The following is an 18,914-nucleotide window of genomic DNA, read 5'->3' as shown; positions in this document are numbered from 1 at the left end:
TGGTGCTTCGAGGCGTTTAAGCTATCTTTGCTCTCCATTTTGGGATCTTTTATTTTTCTATTCTCTCATTGTCGAAAGATTTATCATGAACGAAAAAGATATTTCCGCTAATCCATTCTCTCTCATTGCTGATTTCGAGGGAGATATTGCGCAGTTGTTTGCAACACCTTTTGATGAGATTCTACCTGTCTTGCCACTGCGTAACTTGATGCTTTTCCCCGGCGTAGTTGCTCCAGTTACTGTTGGACGAGAATCGTCTCTTCGCCTCATAGAGCAAGCCGAAAAAAAAGGTACTGTCATTGCTGTTGGCTGCCAACGTGATGCAAGTGTTGAAACACCTCATGTTTCTGACCTCTACCCCATTGCTGTTGTAGCAAAGGTAATGCGCGTCATAGAACTTCCCAACGGCAACAAGTCTGCAATCTTGCAGAGCTTTGGTCGTATCCGTTTGGGAGACGAGACTCGCCAAAAGCCCTATATTCGTGCACACGTTGAGAAGTTGGAGGACATTTTACCTAGTAAGGATGATAAAGAATACAGAGCATTGGCTGATGCTTGCAAAGACACGACTATTCGCTTTGTCCATATCTCTGAAGCATATCCAGAAGAGGCTGCTTTCGCTATTAGAAATATCGGCCATCCTGTATTTCTTCTCAATTTTATATGTACGAACTTACCCTTTGAACTAGATGAAAAAGCAACACTCTTAAACGAAAACGACCAATGCCAGCGAGGTTATAAATTGCTCTCTATACTCAATCGTGAACTTCAGTTTGCTATTCTCAAACAAAATATTCAAAATCAAACACGTGAGGAACTAGATAAGCAACAGCGCGATTTTTTCCTCCAACAACAGATTAAGAATATTCAGAGCGAATTGGGCGATGAACAAAATGAAGACGTTACAGACTTAATAAATAAGGCCGGTTTCCTCGATCTGCCACCGAAAGTACGTGAAATCTTCGATAAAGAACTGAAGAAATTACAACGTATTCCTCCCCAGAGCCCAGATTATAACATAGAACTCAACTATGCACAAACACTTGTGAGCTTACCCTGGGGAATACAAACGGAAGATAATCTCAACATCAAACATGCAGAGAAAGTTCTGAATCGCAATCACTACGGAATGGAGAAGGTCAAGGAACGCATCTTGGAGCATTTGGCTGTTTTGAAGTTCCGCAACGACATGAAAGCTCCCATCCTGTGTCTGTATGGCCCTCCAGGAGTGGGTAAAACTTCTTTGGGAAAATCTATCGCTGACGCGCTAGGCCGGCAATACGTACGTATCAGCTTGGGAGGTGTACACGATGAAGCAGAAATCCGTGGACATCGCAGAACATATTTAGGTGCAATGCCTGGGCGTATTATCAAAAGCATACAAAAAGCAGCTACAGACAATCCCGTATTTATCCTTGACGAAATTGATAAGGTAAGTGATCGCAATTTTAATGGTGATCCGCAAAGCGCTTTACTTGAAGTTCTCGACCCAGAACAGAATAAAGCTTTCCATGATAATTTCTTGGATGTAGATTATGATCTTTCCAATATTTTCTTTATTGCAACAGCTAACTCTCTTCAGAATATTCCTGCCCCCTTACTTGACCGCATGGAAATTATAGAGGTGGAGGGATACCTAACAGAGGAGAAAATACAGATTGCTAAACGCCACTTAATTCCGAAAATAGAAGAAGAACTGAAAATAAATGCAGACTCTCCACTGAAGGTTAAATTTAAGCCCAAAGCCTTCGAGTTTCTCATTGAGAATTATACCCGAGAAAGTGGAGTGCGTCAACTTGAGAAGCAATTAGACAAAATTTATCGCAAGATGGCTTACCTCACTGAGATAGAAGAGTCTAATAAATTTAAGGACATAGGTATTGATGTTGCCAATATAGAGCAGTTACTAGGCAAACCATTATTCAACCGCGATAAATACCAAGGTAATAAATACGCAGGAGTAGTTACAGGTTTGGCATGGACAAGTGTGGGGGGAGAAATTCTATTCATAGAAACAAGTATAAGCCACTCTAAAGCTCCCAAACTTACACTGACAGGAAACCTGGGTGACGTAATGAAAGAAAGTGCTGTTTTAGCACTAGAATACATTAAAGCTCATGCAGAAAAGCTCAAGTTGGACAGTAATATCTTTGACCATTGGAGCATCCACGTACACGTACCAGAAGGAGCAACACCAAAGGATGGTCCTTCCGCAGGTATCACAATTGCCACTTCTTTAGCTTCTGCTCTAACCCAGCGAAAGGTACGCGCGAATACGGCCATGACGGGTGAGATCACATTGCGTGGCCGCGTTCTTCCCGTTGGTGGAATTAAAGAAAAGATTCTTGCTGCTAAGCGGGCTGGCATTAAAGATATCATCATGAGTGTGGAAAATAGAAAAGATATTGAGGAAATCAATCAAAAATATATTGATGGATTGACATTCCACTTTGTTGAGAATGTGTTTGAAGTTCTTGACATTGCTCTTCTCAAAGAAAAAGTAGACGACGCTATCAACCTTGACATAAAAGAAGATAATGACCATCACTGATAAGCGAGCTGGAGGATTCTTCACCCTTCAACATTCTGATACCAACTCTGCAGCTAGAGCTGGACGCATTGAAACTGACCACGGAACTATTGAAACTCCAATCTTTATGCCTGTCGGAACAGTGGGTAGTGTTAAAGCTGTACACCTGAGGGAGATAAAGGACGATATCAATGCACAAATCATCTTGGGAAATACTTATCACCTCTATTTGCGCCCTGGGCTTGAAGTCTTAGAAGCTGCAGGAGGATTGCATAAGTTTAATGGCTTTGACCGCCCTATGCTTACAGACAGTGGAGGATTCCAAGTGTTTTCACTCACAGGAATCCGAAAACTCACTGAAGATGGCTGCGAATTCCGCTCTCATATTGACGGCTCAAAGCATTTCTTCTCTCCTGAGCGAGTGATGGATATAGAGCGAACAATAGGTGCAGATATCATGATGGCTTTCGATGAATGCCCGCCAGGAACAGCAGACTATGCTTATGCACGAAAAAGCTTAACACTCACGCATAATTGGTTGAAACGCTGCGTAACTCAATTCAATAGTACTCAACCTAAGTACGGCTATCATCAGGCACTCTTCCCTATTGTTCAAGGCTGTATTTATAAAGATCTACGACAAGAAAGTGCGCACTTTGTAACAGACTTAGATGCAGAGGGATATGCTATTGGCGGACTTGCTGTGGGCGAACCTACGGACATGATGTATGAAATGATAGAAGTTGTCAATGATATCTTACCACAAGCCAAACCACGCTACTTGATGGGTGTTGGGACTCCCGTCAATATCTTGGAAGGCATCGAACGCGGTGTAGATATGTTCGACTGTGTAATGCCTACGCGCAATGGTCGCAACGCTATGCTCTTCACTTCAGAAGGTATTATAAATATGCGTAATGCTAAATGGGCTAAAGACTTCTCTCCTGTTGATCCCAATGGTACAAGCTTCGTCGACTTAGCTTATACCAAAGCATATCTCCATCACTTGTACAAGGCTAAAGAGTTACTTGCTATGCAGATTGGTAGTATCCATAATTTGGCATTCTATCTCTGGCTTGTACGAGAAGCTCGCAAGCATATTCTTGCAAATGACTTCTCTACATGGAAAAAAATGATGGTTGAGAAATTAAGCCGCCGCTTATAATTTCGTAATAAGATGAAGAAGATAACATTTCCACACTTCAAATGGAGAAGAGATAAGAAAGAGAAGACCGCCAAAAGGAAGTCTTCTCTCAAGGAGATGTTCGGTAATTTGCTCATAAAGATAGGATTTCTGCGCATTGATAGATACATCATGTGGCAGTTTCTCTCCACCTATATCTTCTTGATAGCCATCATTATTACCATTGCTGTAATCTTCGACTATAACGAAAAGATTGACAAGATTTCTTCAAGTCATGCAAGTTGGAATAAAATAATCTTCGACTATTATGCCAACTTCATCCCCTACTTCTCCAATCTTTTCAGCCCATTATTTGTCTTCATTGCTATTATACTTTTCACGACAAAGCTAGCAGGCAACTCTGAAATAATAGCTATGAAATCTACGGGTATGAGCTTTAAACGCTTGCTTCGCCCCTATATGATTTCTGCAACTCTCATTGCTGTCACCACTTTCTTTTTGGGAGCTTATATTATTCCACGTGGCAATGTTGCGCGTGTGAATTTTGAGAATCATTACATCAAAAAGAAAGACGTTACAAGTATTGACAACATACAAATGCAGGTAGATACGGGAGTTTTTGCTTATATTACACACTTCGACAACCAAACAAAAAGTGGTTATGGCTTCTCACTAGATAAGATTTCTGGTAAAAAACTCGTATCTCGCCTTACTGCACAAACCATTGAATACGATACGCTGGCAGATAAACGTTATAGTTGGACACTACGAATGTACGAAAAACGTACGCTGCGCGGTATGTGCGAAAAAGTGGAACGAGGAGACAAATTAGATAGTACCATCATGATGGAGCCTCGTGACTTTTTTTTCGTACGCAATCAGCAAGAAACTATGACCTTGCCTGAACTGAGCGAATTTATTGATAAACAAAAGTTGCGCGGTGCAGCAGGTATTAGCACCTTTGAAGTGGAATATCATAAACGATTTGCTATGCCTTTTGCCGCATTTATCCTCACATTGATAGGCGTATCTCTTTCCACGGAGAAAAGAAAGAACGGCATGGGAACAAGTATTGGTGTAGGGCTTGCTCTTAGCTTCGGATACATCCTTTTTCAAACGGTGAGTGCAACCTTTGCTATTAACGCAAATATGTCGCCTATGCTAAGTGTATGGATGCCTAACATTATTTTTGCCATTATTGCTTTTGTTTTATACAAACGCACTCCACAATAAATTTATGATTATATGAAAGAAAACGAAGATATTTATTTTGAGGATTTAGCTCTCTCTGATGATGTTCTAGATGCCCTCTATGACATGAGATTTGAAAAATGTACGCCCGTTCAAGCCCGTTGTATTCCAACAATTTTGGAGGGAAAAGATATCATTGGTATAGCACAAACAGGCACGGGTAAAACTGCGGCCTATTTACTACCTATTTTGACACTGCTGAAAAGAGAGCCCCATCCCGCGGAAGCCATTAATTGTCTTATCATGGCTCCCACGCGGGAATTAGCACAACAAATTGATCAAGCCTTGCAGGGATTTGGATACTATGTCAGTGTTAACGGTATCGCCGTTTACGGTGGCAATGATGGAGTGCGCTTCGAACAAGAAAAACGCAGCCTCAAACAGGGCGCAGATATAGTCATCGCCACACCTGGACGCCTCCTCACTCATCTTGATTTGGGGAATCTTGACTTGAGTCATACAACTCATCTTATCCTCGATGAAGCTGATCGTATGTTGGATATGGGATTTTCAGACGATATTCTAAAAATCGTAAAACAGCTACCAGAAAAGCGACAAACAATCCTTTTCTCCGCCACCATGCCAGATACTATCGACAAATTTGCTCGTAGCATTATGCACAATCCGGAAGAAATCAGACTTGCAGTTAGTAAACCCGCAGAGAAAATCCAACAGAGCATTTATGTATGTAGGGAAACGGATAAGAATACGATTATCCGTCATCTTTTCAAGCAGTGTAAACCGGAACGCGTCATCATCTTTTGTTCATCCAAACAAAAAGTAAAAGAACTCCATATTCTCCTAAAACGTGCTCACTTTAATTGCGAAGCAATGCATTCTGATTTGCTCCAACAGCAACGCGATGAAGTGATGTTGAAATTTAAGGCAGGTCACACAGACATACTTGTTGCAACAGATATTGTGGCACGTGGCATTGACATTAACGACATACAAATGGTTATTAACTATGATGCTCCGCGCGATGCTGAGGATTACGTTCATCGCATTGGCCGAACCGCCCGTGCTGGCCGCAACGGCATTGCAGTGACACTTGTTGGAGAAAAAGACCTCTTTGCTCTCCATAATATTGAAAAATTACTGAAGGAAAAACTAGCACGAACACCTCTACCTGAAGGACTTAAGGATCCAGAAAAACAAAGAGGAAAAGGGCGCAATACTCATAATAGAAAAAGAAATAAGAGTAGATGCAACCAAAAGTCCAATACTACAGATGAAGAAATAATAAGGAAATTGCACTAGAAACGATACTGTCCTACATTGATAATGGGACTCAAGAATAATACCAACGCAATTTGGGAATAAACCATAAAATGCAAGTTTCTTACCGTAAAGAAAAAAACACTTGCAGATTTATTAAGAGTGTACAAATTAATTCACTGAATATCAGAAAATATTTTTTTCAAGGAATATAAGATCTTATGAACAAGCAGCCCTCAAAGAGGGCTGCTTGTAGTATTATTTTTTATTTTATGCGTCTGCAGGAGCTTCAGTTACTTCAACTACTGTTTCTTCAACAGATTCAACTGCTGCCTCTGCCTTAGCAGCTGCTTCAGCAGCCTTCTTATCAGCTACTTTTTCAGCAATTTTCTCTTTCACCTTTTTTTCAGCTTCTAAGCGTGCTGCAGCAGCAGCTTTCTTCTCAGCAGCGGTCTTGACATTATCAGCTTCAGCCTTCTTCGCCTTAGCGTCCTTCCAAGCCTCAAACTTAGCTTTTGCAGCTGCTTCATCAAAAGCCCCCTTGCGTACACCACCATTGAGATGCTTCATCAACATAACACCTTCTGCACTGAGAATGTGGCGAACGGTATCTGTGGGTTGTGCACCACACTCAATCCAATGAAGAGCACGTTCAAAATTCAAATCTACCGTGGCAGGATTGGTATTAGGATTGAAAGTACCAATCTTTTCGATAAACTTACCATCACGTGGTGCTCTTACGTCTGCAGCTACGATGCTATAAAAAGCATAACCTTTACGGCCGTGACGCTGCAATCTAATTCTTGTTGCCATTTTTAATTAAATTTTATTAGTTTGAATTGTATGCCATTAACTCGTAATAGCGGCCGCAAAGTTACTTCTTTTTTCTTATACTACAATAGTTATGCAAAACATTTTAACTTCCCATACCACGACTATATCCTTTTGCAAGCCCACCTTCACTTGTTTCTCGATAAACAGAAGGAAGATCATGACCGGTTTCTTTCATCACTTCGACACATTTGTCATAACTAATACGATGAAGACCTTCTGCAAAAGTAGAATATATATTAGCATCTAATGCTCTTGCTGCAGCATGAGCATTCCTCTCTATACAAGGTATCTGCACTAACCCACATATAGGATCACAGGTCATCCCTAAATGATGCTCCAATCCCATTTCTGCGCTATATTCTATACTAGCAAGGCTACCACCGAAAATATAGTTAGCAGCAGCGGCAGCCATAGCACAGGCGACTCCCACTTCTGCTTGACATCCACATTCTGCTCCACTAATACTTGCTAAGCTTTTTGCCACATTACCAACTAATCCAGCGATGGCTAAGGCATGGAGAATTCGCTGCTCTGGAAACTTACGAGATTTAGCAATATGATACAAAACTGCAGGAACCACACCACAACTACCACAAGTGGGAGCAGTAACGATCTCTCCACCACTTGCATTTTCCTCACTCACCGCCAAAGCATAAGCAAAGACAAGACCGCGTGTTTGCAAACTAGTTCCATACCCCATCGCTTTAATAAAATAATCGGGAGCCTTACGACGTAAATTTAATACACCAGGAAGTACACCTTCATGAACTAAACCTCTCTCAACAGATGCTTCCATTGTTTTCCAGACTCTATCGAGATAACTCCAAATCTGCGGCCCCTCACAATGTTCTACATATTCCCAATAAGATTTTCCTCGTTGCTCACACCATTGCTTTATATCACTAAGATGGTTGAGGTCGTAAACATCAGGAGTTTCTAAAGCTTCGCTTCCTTCTTCAGCTAAAGCTCCACCTCCAATACTATAAACAGTCCAAGGATCACCATATTCTGCCAAAGCACCAGCACATTCAAACATCATTCCGTTTGGATGAAACTTTGGCATAATATCAGCTCGCCAAATAATTTCACAAGTTTCTCCAAAAACTTGTTGAATAGCATAATCTGTTAAATGACCGCGCCCTGTTGCCGCAAGTGAACCATATAAAGTAACACGAAATCTTTGTGCTTCTGGATGCAGAGCTAAATACTTTTCAGCCGCAAATCTTGGTCCCATTGTGTGCGAAGAAGAAGGTCCCTGCCCTATTCTAAAGAGTTCTCTTAGACTTTTCATAATTCTTTTTCTTTGATAATACCTCTTCTGTAAGCGATCAGCAATTTCTCAAGATCAACAATCTGTCCTCTTAGTTCTTCTCCTTTGTCTGTATCACTTACCATTTCGCGATGTCCCATCATTTCAACAATTTGCATGGTACTCTTGATGTCTGTACCATTAGCTATAGCATCTTCAGTGCTCTTAAATGGAGCATGTTGAACTAATTGGAAACCACGACTGTGATACACAAGAGTGTAACCAGCAATTCCTGTTGTATGATGGTAGGCCTTAGCAAATCCACCATCTATTACCATCAAACGACCTTCTGCCTTAATTGGATTTTCTCCAGAACCAACTTTCACAGGAACATGCCCGTTGATAATATGTCGATGCTTTCCTATTACACCAAAAGCATCCATCAGATTGTCACAAACATCTGCTTGTTCTCGAAGATGATAATAAAAGCCTTTCTCTTCTTCATGTGTTTCTTTTTCAGCAACAAAATAACGCTCAAAAGTAGCCATCTTCGACTTATCAAATAGTGGGCTATTAGGGCCACACCATAAATACCAAAAATAATCACAGGCTTGTTGCCGTTCTGCAGCATCAAGACCATCATCAAATGCTGCACGAATTTCTTGTTCAACAAGAGTCATCAATTCTTGCCCACCAACCTCATTCTCACATACTTTTACTTTTCGTAAAGAACCATCAGAATTAAGTGGTACTGAAGCATGAAATAGTAGATTAGAATTGTATACTCCCCACATAGAGCCATGCGACAAAAGACATTGAACATGACGCTGGAGTTTATCGCTAATAACAAAACTATGAACGAGGCGTTCAACAACCCAACTCTCTTCTTCTGTAAGCATAAAAGGATTTAATTCATCCAGCGTTGGAAAAAAAGAATCTAACAAACCATAGTCCTTACCATAAAGAGAGACTTTTTTATCATGAATCCCCGCTAGAACTCCACGGTCTTTCATTTCCCACTCGGGATACTTCTCATAAAGCTGACCTTCAAGTTTAAATTGAATAATCGCAATTGCTTTATGCATCTGAGCTAACAGGTGGATTTCTTTTTCACTCAAATTCCTTCCTGTATCCTCTAATTTAGGAATGAAAATCTCACAAGGATCCTCAGAATAAGTTTCCATTGCAAAGGTAGAAAGTGGCAAAAGATTTATAGCATAGCCTTCTTCTAGCGTTTGCATGTTTGCATAGCGTAAGGATAAACGTAGTACACTGGCAACACAGACTGGATTTCCAGCTGCAGCTCCCATCCATAGGATATCATGATTCCCCCATTGTATATCCCAATGGTGGTAATTTTCTAAAGTGTTTAAAATTAGATGGGCACCTGGACCTCTATCAAAAATATCACCCAATAAATGCAATTGATCTACAGCCATACGCTGAATAAGATAACAAAGAGCTATAATAAATTGGTCGGCCCGTTTAGTGCCAATAATCGTTTGAATAATGACATTTACATACGCCTCCTTATTATGATCTTCTGTTGATTCATGCAAGAGTTCTTCTATTATATATGTAAATTCTGAAGGTAAACTCTTTCGCACTTTTGAACGTGTATACTTCGATGAAACTCGACGGCATACAGCTATCAGTTGGTTTAGCGTTGTCTGGTAATAATCTTTTATATTCTTATCTGTCTGCTTTACTAATTCCAGTTTCTGTTCAGGATAATAAATTAAAGTACACAAGTCCGTCATATCCTTATCTCTTAAAGAATTAGAAAACAACTCTTGTACCTTTCTTTTAATATTACCAGAAGCATTGCGAAGAACATGTTGGAATGCCTCATTTTCCCCATGAAGATCTGCCATAAAATGTTCTGTAGGCTTTGGCAGATGTAATATAGCTTCTAGGTTTATAATTTCTGTAGTAACACTTGATATAGTCGGAAAATCTCGTGCTAGTAAACGCAAGTAACGCTCACTATCTAATACACTTTTTAAATTGGGATGTGTCATAATTATATCTTATTCTTTATGCAAAAATAAGTATTTTTCTTTCAATAGATAATACGGAGAGCTATTGAAATTCTTGAAAGCATAAGTACCCAAGTGAATAACATTAGACATTAACAACCAAGCCCTCATTCGCCAATATTGTCTGTGGGAAAACTTGCTGAGCTTCTTTTAATAGAGTAGATTCATTTTCATATCGAGCAGAGAAATGCCCAAGCATCAACTTTCCAACTTTTGCAGACTTAGCTAGCATAGCAGCTTGGCGTGCTGTGGTGTGCATCACTTCTTGAGCACGTGCAGCATTTTCTTCACAAAAAGTTGCCTCATGATATAATAGATCTATTCCTGTAATCACCTCAGCTAATTTAGGAAGGTAGCACGTGTCAGAACAATAAGCATAGCTTCTAGGAGCTTCTCCAGGAAAAGTTAGGCTCGAATTGGAAATACATTCACCATTAGGTAGAATCCAATCCGCTCCTTCTTTTATACTATTAATTGCATAATTAGGAATTCCATAAAAATTGATCATCTCTCTACGGATATGCGGCAGGACTCGTTTTTCTCTGAAAAGATAGCCACAACATAACGCCCTATGAGACAAAGGAATCGTATACACTTCTACACTCCTATCCTCATAAACCAAATCCATTATCCTAGAGTTCACACAGTGAATATTCACAGGAAAGCCTATACTCTTTTTATAGAATTCTAAAAGTGGCTGTAAAAAATCTTTCAAATCTTGTGGTCCATATATATGGATAGGAGCTGTGCGTCCCAACATTGAAAAGGTCTGGATAAGCCCAATAAGTCCAAGACAATGGTCTCCATGAGTATGAGAAATAAAAATCGTATTAAGATGAGAGAATTTTAAACGAGTTTTCCTAAACTGAATTTGTGTTCCTTCGCCACAATCAATCATAAATAATTTTTCTCGCAAGTTTATCACTTGAGAACTTGGATGATGTCTCAATGTAGGCAAAGCACTTCCACATCCCAATATATGAATTTCAAATTTTTCCATTCGTTTTCTCTTCCTTAATAGAGCGCGAATTTAGCCGGAATATTTGTATAAAGAAAAGAAATTCATAGAAACAATACAAGTTTGTAAACAATGACACACCTGAGTTAACCTGTTTATTACAGAAGAAAATTATAATTTTGCAAACAAAAGATTATATAAAATGCACAGCAAAGAAGAAAAATTAGAAGCTTTTGGACGCCTTCTTGATGTAATGGATACACTTAGAGAAAAGTGTCCTTGGGATCACAAACAAACGTACGAAAGTTTGCGCTCTAATACCATTGAAGAAACATATGAATTGTGTGATGCTCTTTTACATAGAGACAGCAAAAACATTTGTAAAGAACTTGGAGATGTACTTCTTCACATTGTCTTTTATGCTAAAATTGGGAGCGAAGATGGAAACTTCGACATAGCAGATGTTTGCAACCAACTTTGTGATAAGCTCATATTCCGTCATCCTCATGTTTTCCCTCCTCAAGGAGAAGAGAAAATAGAAGTGAGTACGGTAGAAGGGGTTACTAAACAGTGGGAGCAACTAAAAACTATGGAAAAAGATGGAAATAAAACAGTTTTAGGTGGTATTCCAGAAGCACTGCCCTCGCTCATAAAAGCTTATAGGATTCAAGATAAAGCACGTGGAGTAGGCTTTGATTGGGAAGAACGCTCACAAGTTTGGGATAAAGTAAAAGAAGAAATCCAGGAGTTTGAAGCAGAGATAGAAAAGCAAGATATAGAAAAAGCAACACAAGAATTTGGCGACATTTTATTTAGCTTTATAAACGCCGCACGCCTTTATCATATCAACCCAGATAATGCACTAGAGTGCACAAACCAAAAATTCACACAAAGGTTTAATTATCTAGAAGAACAAACCTTAAAAAAAGGCATTCAACTAAAAGATCTTACTCTTAGTCAGATGAACGAAATTTGGGAAGAGGCAAAACGCAAAGGGCAGCATAAATCCTACAACAAACAACAAGCATAAAAAGTCCACCTCACTATGTAACATTACATTTTTTCAGCTTAAAGACTCTCTCCTTAACTTGCATAAACTTTGCTATTTGGCAATAAGTTCGTATTTTTGCCCACATATATTAAATGCAAAATCTCTTTACATGAAAAGACTTTTAGCCTTAATAATAGGAATATTGCTTTTTGCAACAATCTCAAAAGCGCAATCAAGCGTAAAACCTTTTATTATACCAGAATTAACTGAATGGACCGCTAGCCAAGGGATCTCCAAACTAAGCGGCAGAGTTATTATACGGTCTAGTCAACTCACTTCAACGGCTAAACAGCTAGTAGAACAATACAACTTACTAACAGGCAAAAAACTTCTACTAGCCAAAGATAAAAAAAAAGAAGGAGATATTATCCTTGAGATTATTAACGATAGAACATTAGGGAATGAAGGATATAAATTAAATATCGGCAACAACATCTGCGTATTAGCTAACTCAAATACGGGTGTCTTTTGGGGAACACAAACTCTTCTTCAAATGATAAATCAAGATGGACTACTAAAGAAGGGTACAGCTCGCGATATTCCACAATATAAATTGCGTGGACTAATGATTGATGTAGCCCGCAAGTTTATGCCTATCGATTATTTACGAAATTTAGTAAAAATCATGTCCTACTATAAGATGAATACACTTCAAATTCATCTTAATGATAATGGGTTTCGCCAATATTTCGAAAACGACTGGGATAAAACCCCAGCCGCCTTTCGACTTGAATGTGACACATATCCAGGTCTTACAGCAAAAGATGGAAGCTACACAAAACAGGAGTTTCGCGATTTGCAGAAGCTTGCAGAAGAACATCATGTAGAAATTATTCCTGAAATCGATGCCCCTGCACATGCGTTAGCTTTTACTCATTATTGCCCTGAAATTGCTTCAGAAAATTATGGTAAAGATCACCTAGACCTTTTTAATCCTAAAACGTACACTTTCCTTGATGCGCTCTACAAAGAATACCTCGAGGGAAAAGATCCAGTATTTCGAGGCCCACGTATAAATATAGGAACAGATGAATATAATAATTCAGACAAAAAGGTTGTAGAGAAATTCCGAGCCTTTACGGATCATTATCTAGCCCTTATTGAGAAATATGGAAAACAGCCAATGCTATGGGGAGCTCTCACCCACGCAAACGGAGAAACTGAGGTTAGAAGCAAAGGCGTCTTAATGAACATTTGGTATAATGGCTATGCAAATCCAACAGAAATGAAAAAACAAGGCTATGAACTAGTTTCTATTCCTGATGGATATGTATATATTGTACCTGCTGCTGGATATTATTATGATTATCTTAATTGCCCATTCTTGTACAATAATTGGACTCCTGCCCAAATAGGTAATAAGAAATTCGAAGAACAAGATCCAGCCATTAGAGGAGGCATGTTTGCTATTTGGAATGACCATTATGGTAATGGTATTTCGACAAAGGACATTCACGATCGTCTTTATCCTGCATTGCAAACCCTTTCTGTGAAATGCTGGACTGGTCAAAAGACTACCCTGTCGTATGCTACGTTTGATTCTTTACGTACAAAACTATCTGAGGCACCTGGGGTTAATGAATTAGGACGTTTGCCCGAGGACACTTTAAAACTCTGCAGTATTTATCCAAATTCGTCATTAATTTTGCCTGTGATTGAAGCAGGATATGGCAACACTGTTTCTTTTGATATTGATTGTTGTAAAGAAAATAATGGAACTATACTCACTCAGAGCAATAACTCAGTTTTCTACTTGGCAGATCCAGAACAAGGAAAATTAGGCTTCGCACGTGATGGGTATCTCAATTGCTTTAACTATCGCTTACCTACACAAGGAAAAGTGAACATCCGTATTATCATGACAAATCGAGAAACGCAATTATATATTGATGGTAACCACAAGGAGACTCTTGGTGCACAAAAAGTTTGGGCTATATACCCAGAGAATAAGCTCAACGTTATGCCTGGTGCCGAATTCACTCCTACTGTGTATGCCCCCATTGAAAAGAATGCGCTATACTATCAACGTACACTTTTCTTCCCGTGCCAAAAGACTGGAAATTTTAAGAGCAACGTAAGTAACCTCGTAATATCTGTAACACAAAAAAAATAGAATATGCAAGCTGAAGAATTGGAAGAAATCAGACAAGAAAATAAAGGCGGAATAAAACTTGAAGAGTTAAGTCTACTTTTCCTATCTCACTGGTATTGGTTTATATTTGCCGTTCTTGTGAGTTTAAGTGTCGCTGTATATAAAATTATGACGACTCCTCCCATTTATACCCGAGCGACCTCTTTATTAGTAAAAGATGAAAAATCCACAAACTACTCCACTGTTAAGGATTTCCAAAATTTAGGAATTGGGGTAACCAATACTAATATTCGAAATGAAATCCAAACAATTAGTGCATCTGAAAATATGGTAGAGGCAGTGAGACGCCTTCACTTGGATTTGCAGATGACTGTTCCTCAACGCTTGCGTGAGCGTCCTCTTTATAATGATGCTCCTGTAACACTACAATTTAAAGACTTACCAGAACAACAAACCTTTACTTTCAAACTTAAAATTGTAGATAAGACCCATGTAAGACTCTACGATTTCAGTCATGAAAACGACTTTACAGCCCCTATTGGGATTACGTTCAAGAGTCCTTATGGTGCTTTACAAATCGATCTTACTCCATCCTTTTCCAACAAATGGATTGGAGAAGAAATTACAGTACATAAGTATAATGTAAAGTCTGTTGGGACAATGTATTCTAGCAGATTATCTGTAGGTCAGACTGATGAAGAATCATCAATTATTGATCTTTCACTAAATGATGAAAACCCTGAAAGAGCCGAAGATATTCTTCGTTCTCTTATCAGTGTTTATAATGACAACTGGGTGAAGGATAAAAACCGGATGGCTGAATCAACAAGTGAATTCATCAACGAGCGTCTTAGCAATCTAACAAAAGAACTTGGTGACGTTGATTCCGACATTGCCAGCATCCGAAGCCGCAACCTCACCCCTGATGTGCAGGCTTCTACCTCTATGTATATGTCTCAGTCTAATGATAACTATAAGCGTTCGCTCGAATTACAGAATCAGCTCAGTATGACGCAGTTCCTAGAACAGTCACTACGAAACAATAGTTCCAAGCAGCAATTACTTCCTCTTAATACTGTAGGCAACGCAAATATAGAGTCTCAAATCGAGGCATACAATACATTGCTCCTGGCACGCAATGATATTGCAGCTAACAGTAACGAGCAAAATTCAGAAGTGAAAAAGAGCGATGTAAAATTGATGCAACTGAAGACAGCCATTCTTCGCTCTGTTCAAAATACAATAGCACAGATAAAGTCACAGATCGCAAACTATCAACGATCCGAAGCAGAAACTAACAATAAGATTGCACTCAATCCTAAACTCGAAAAAGACCTGCAAAGCGTTAAGCGTCAGCAGGATGTAAAGCAAAGCCTTTACATCTATCTGCTGCAAAAACGCGAAGAAAATGAGCTCTCAAAAACTTACACGGCATGGAATACTCGTATTATCCAACCCCCCTTTGGTAGCGATGCCCCCACATCTCCTCAGAGAAGCCGCATTCTGTTAATAGCTTTATTTATTGGTTTTGTTGTTCCAGGCTTCCTCCTATGGCTACGCGAATACCTAAATCAAACAGTCCGTGGACGCAAAGATATTGACTTCCTCAACATTCCTTTTATTGGTGAGATTCCCAACTTGGACATTCGCAACCACTGGTGGCAAAAGACACAACACAAGCAACGTGAAATTGTCATTAAGCAAGGCAATCGCAATATGGTAAACGAATCATTCCGTATTGTAAGAACAAAATTACACTACTTCTTGGGAGCCATCACAAACAAAGCAGATGGTGTAACAAATAAGAAGCCACAAGTAATTATGGTAACGAGTTTCAATCAAGGTTCTGGTAAAACCTTTATTACAGCTAATCTTGCTAAAACCATTTCACTCAATCATCATCGTGTTCTTGTCGTAGATATGGATATTCGCCGTTGTTCCTTGTCTCAAATGCTTCCACAACGAACAAAGAATGGAGTTAGTGCATATCTTAGTGGCATCACAGACAATATAGATGAACTGATCGTCAAAAATGCTTTTGGTGAGAATGTCGATATTTTACCATCAGGCATAGTACCTCCTAACCCCACAGAGCTTCTACAGTCTAGTCGATTGACAGCACTCATGAAAGAAGTAAGAGAGAAGTACGACTACATATATCTCGACTGCCCACCTATTGAGATTGTTGCCGATACATCTATTATAAAGCCCCATTGTGATGCAACTCTTTTTGTTATCCGCGTTGGTGTTATGGATCGCCGTCTCGTTCCAGAAATTGAGAAACTATACAAGGAGAGCAGCTATAATAATATGGCTATTATCCTTAATGGCGCTAACTATATTAGCGGTAAATACGGAAGCTATCGCTACGGTTACTCGTACGGATATGGTGGTTATAGCTATGGTAATTATGGACATTACGGACAAACTAGCGATGAATAATTGATTAATAGATCCCCCTAACATAGCAAGCTCTCACAGTGAGAAATACAGTTTCTTTTCCAAACGATTCTCTAAATGTTCAAGATAAGGCATTTAGAGAATCGTTTTTTACCTCTTATATTCAGAAAAAGGATTACTCTCAATATTATTCATAATTTCGTCGTCGCTCAGGACTCAAATATATCATATTTTTTCTAACGTAAGAAAGTTTTTAAAGCATCATCCTCTAAGCGCAACTTTTATTGACAACCTAGATTCTTCTTGTCCTGTACTAAATAAGTTGACAGTTCATAAACTCAAAAAAAGATTATGTCAAGATTAAAGTACAGCGAAACAGAGAAAGTCCTGTTGTTGCGTTCTTACCTGCAGAGCGGTATGGACGCTAAAAACTTTTCACGTAGTCGTGGAGTTCCTTATACCACCTTCCGCTATATTTGCAAGCAATATGGCACTCCTGATCTCTCTACAATCGAACGACTTATGAAAGAAACAAAAATCCCGAATACTGTCGATAAACTCCAGTCTCAACTCTCTAAAGAGCGCAAAGCCTATGAGGCAGAGATTAAGCGCCTTAAGAAGGCTCTTTCTGAATCCGAATTGCGATGTTTAGCCAACTCCACCATGATAGATTTAGCGGAGAAAATGTTTAATATCCCCATCCGAAAAAAACGCGATGCCAAGTAATCAATACTTTGTCTCAGAGCTAGGAAGAGAATACGTTCGTGCGGCGTAATGTCTCCTTTCTCTGCGATTATCTTGGCATAAGCAGACAAGGTTATTACAAGTATATAAATCAAGAAAAAGAAGAGGAAATCCTAGGAACGAGTATCGTCCTATATGCCACAGAGCTACGCAAGGACCTCCCCAAAGCAGGCATGCGCGAACTCTATGAACTGTGTCGTCGCAAGTTCCAATCTAAGTTCTCCATTGGTCGCGACCAATGCTACAATCTCTTCCGTTCCAACGGCCTGTGTCAGCGCTACCGCAAACGGCCTCGGACAACCTTTTCAAATCATAATTATTTCATTTTCGATGACTTACTTAATACAACCCCAAAACTCAAGCCCACCCATTTCGGTCAACTCTGTGTTGCCGACATCACCTATGTTGCCACTCAAAGAGGTTGGGCATACCTCTCACTGGTAACAGATGCCGCCTCAAGAGTCATAGTAGGTTGGCAGCTCCATCCCACTTTATCCAAGGACGGCCCCATAGAAGCCATGAAGAAAGCTATCGACTTCTATAGAGTCAACCATGTCAACCTAACAGGGCTCATCCATCACTCCGACCGAGGCACTCAATATTGCTGCAATGAATACATTGCGCTATTGAAAGACCTCGGAATAAGAGCCAGTATGACTCAAACAGGCGACCCTCTACAAATGCCCTAGCAGAGAGAATCAACAACACCGTAAAGAACGGATGGCTCTTTGAAACACAAGAAAAGAGCTTCGAGGAAGTAAAGCAACTCGTGCAAAAAGCCGTTGATATATACAATCGAGTACGCCCCCATCAAAGTTTAGAAATGAGGACACCTCTCGAAGAAATGAAACGCTTATTAGAACAAGCAGCATAGCACAATGTCTCTCGGGGGCTACTCGCCTCCTGCCGACAGCACCCCCTCGGTGTTTTTCATACCTCTAGCAGCCATCGCAAATAAAATAGAAAGCCAAATAAATTAAAAATCCTTATCTTTGCCACCATAAGGCAAGTGTCAACCTAAAACAGATTTAGGAATAACAATGACAACCTCCCATAAACTTAACTTCAGGAGCTGTCAACCAAAAGATATTTTAACAAACAGAACTGTTAACCTTTTTCAGGACAGAGCAATAAGGCTACCTAAATGAGTAATACAATGAAATTTATCCTTATTCCGTCCCAAAATACGATAAGGAAATCTACAAATACTATTATTGTATTTCTAAATTACCTGGTTCATCCCCGAATTGCGTTGGTATTATTTTTTTCTTATAAAATAAAAGCTGTCTATTCATTATCTTTGTGGTTGCCCAACCTCATTAGAAATGAACGACAGCTTATTATATCAGGCATATGGTGTTAAGAACTACTCATATGCTCGTACTGAGTACAAAGGTAAAGCCA

At 39.5% G+C, this 18,914-nt stretch carries 13 protein-coding genes and 1 pseudogene; 10 read left to right on the top strand and 4 right to left on the bottom strand.

All coding sequences use genetic code 11. The features are described from left to right. Positions 1 to 85 precede the first annotated feature (85 nt). The 4 genes and pseudogenes from lon to FHS60_RS09650 all read left to right on the top strand — a co-directional run. On the top strand, positions 86 to 2,551 hold the full coding sequence (lon, locus tag FHS60_RS09665) for an endopeptidase La (RefSeq protein WP_183697992.1): 2,466 nt from the start codon (positions 86 to 88) through the stop codon (positions 2,549 to 2,551). Beyond that, on the top strand, positions 2,538 to 3,695 hold the full coding sequence (gene tgt / locus FHS60_RS09660) for a tRNA guanosine(34) transglycosylase Tgt (protein ID WP_183697990.1): 1,158 nt from the start codon (positions 2,538 to 2,540) through the stop codon (positions 3,693 to 3,695). The genes lon and tgt overlap by 14 nt, the downstream gene beginning before the upstream one ends. A gap of 96 nt (positions 3,696 to 3,791) precedes the next feature. Continuing rightward, positions 3,792 to 4,907, top strand: a complete 1,116-nt coding sequence (locus FHS60_RS09655; RefSeq protein ID WP_183698028.1) for an LptF/LptG family permease — start codon at positions 3,792 to 3,794, stop codon at positions 4,905 to 4,907. A 12-nt stretch (positions 4,908 to 4,919) separates the two neighbouring features. Further along, positions 4,920 to 6,143, top strand: a pseudogene (locus FHS60_RS09650) (DEAD/DEAH box helicase); the annotation flags it as partial. A 270-nt stretch (positions 6,144 to 6,413) separates the two neighbouring features. Here FHS60_RS09650 and FHS60_RS09645 read toward each other — a convergent pair. The 4 genes from FHS60_RS09645 to FHS60_RS09630 all read right to left on the bottom strand — a co-directional run bounded on the left by FHS60_RS09645 (position 6,414) and on the right by FHS60_RS09630 (position 11,265). Further along, the gene (locus tag FHS60_RS09645) at positions 6,414 to 6,956 is read right to left on the bottom strand and encodes a 30S ribosomal protein S16 (protein WP_009346669.1); all 543 of its coding nucleotides are present in this window, start codon (positions 6,954 to 6,956) and stop codon (positions 6,414 to 6,416) included. 103 nt (positions 6,957 to 7,059) lie between these two features. After that, on the bottom strand, positions 7,060 to 8,268 hold the full coding sequence (locus tag FHS60_RS09640; protein WP_009346670.1) for an L-serine ammonia-lyase, iron-sulfur-dependent, subunit alpha: 1,209 nt from the start codon (positions 8,266 to 8,268) through the stop codon (positions 7,060 to 7,062). Then, on the bottom strand, positions 8,265 to 10,247 hold the full coding sequence (locus tag FHS60_RS09635) for a fructose-bisphosphatase class III (protein ID WP_009346671.1): 1,983 nt from the start codon (positions 10,245 to 10,247) through the stop codon (positions 8,265 to 8,267). The genes FHS60_RS09640 and FHS60_RS09635 overlap by 4 nt, the downstream gene beginning before the upstream one ends. 103 nt (positions 10,248 to 10,350) lie before the next feature. Further along, positions 10,351 to 11,265 carry a ribonuclease Z gene (locus FHS60_RS09630; protein ID WP_183697986.1) on the bottom strand — a complete coding sequence of 305 codons (915 nt, stop codon included), beginning with the start codon at positions 11,263 to 11,265 and terminating at the stop codon, positions 10,351 to 10,353. Between the two features lie 160 nt (positions 11,266 to 11,425). Here FHS60_RS09630 and mazG point away from each other — a divergent pair, with 160 nt between their 5' ends. The 6 genes from mazG to FHS60_RS10555 all read left to right on the top strand — a co-directional run bounded on the left by mazG (position 11,426) and on the right by FHS60_RS10555 (position 18,384). Next, complete coding sequence (gene mazG, locus FHS60_RS09625; protein WP_009346673.1) at positions 11,426 to 12,253, top strand: nucleoside triphosphate pyrophosphohydrolase; 828 nt, start codon at positions 11,426 to 11,428, stop codon at positions 12,251 to 12,253. Positions 12,254 to 12,383: 130 nt separating this feature from the next. Beyond that, positions 12,384 to 14,387 (top strand): family 20 glycosylhydrolase, encoded by a 2,004-nt coding sequence (locus FHS60_RS09620; RefSeq protein ID WP_183697984.1) that lies wholly within the window; start codon positions 12,384 to 12,386, stop codon positions 14,385 to 14,387. A gap of 147 nt (positions 14,388 to 14,534) precedes the next feature. Beyond that, positions 14,535 to 16,808 (top strand): GumC family protein, encoded by a 2,274-nt coding sequence (locus tag FHS60_RS09615; protein ID WP_183697982.1) that lies wholly within the window; start codon positions 14,535 to 14,537, stop codon positions 16,806 to 16,808. 309 nt (positions 16,809 to 17,117) lie between these two features. After that, complete coding sequence (locus FHS60_RS09610) at positions 17,118 to 17,492, top strand: transposase (RefSeq protein WP_183697980.1); 375 nt, start codon at positions 17,118 to 17,120, stop codon at positions 17,490 to 17,492. Positions 17,493 to 17,530: 38 nt separating this feature from the next. After that, entirely contained in the window at positions 17,531 to 18,199 is a 669-nt protein-coding gene (locus FHS60_RS09605) for a DDE-type integrase/transposase/recombinase (protein ID WP_183697978.1), read from the top strand. Beyond that, complete coding sequence (locus FHS60_RS10555) at positions 18,124 to 18,384, top strand: integrase core domain-containing protein (RefSeq protein ID WP_183698026.1); 261 nt, start codon at positions 18,124 to 18,126, stop codon at positions 18,382 to 18,384. Before FHS60_RS09605 ends, FHS60_RS10555 begins: the two co-directional genes overlap by 76 nt. The last annotated feature ends 530 nt before the right edge of the window (positions 18,385 to 18,914 follow it).

The sequence above is a fragment of the Alloprevotella rava genome (assembly GCF_014195585.1).
GTDB classification, from domain to species: Bacteria; Bacteroidota; Bacteroidia; order Bacteroidales; family Bacteroidaceae; genus Alloprevotella; species Alloprevotella rava.
This window is presented reverse-complemented; position numbering and strand designations above follow the sequence as displayed.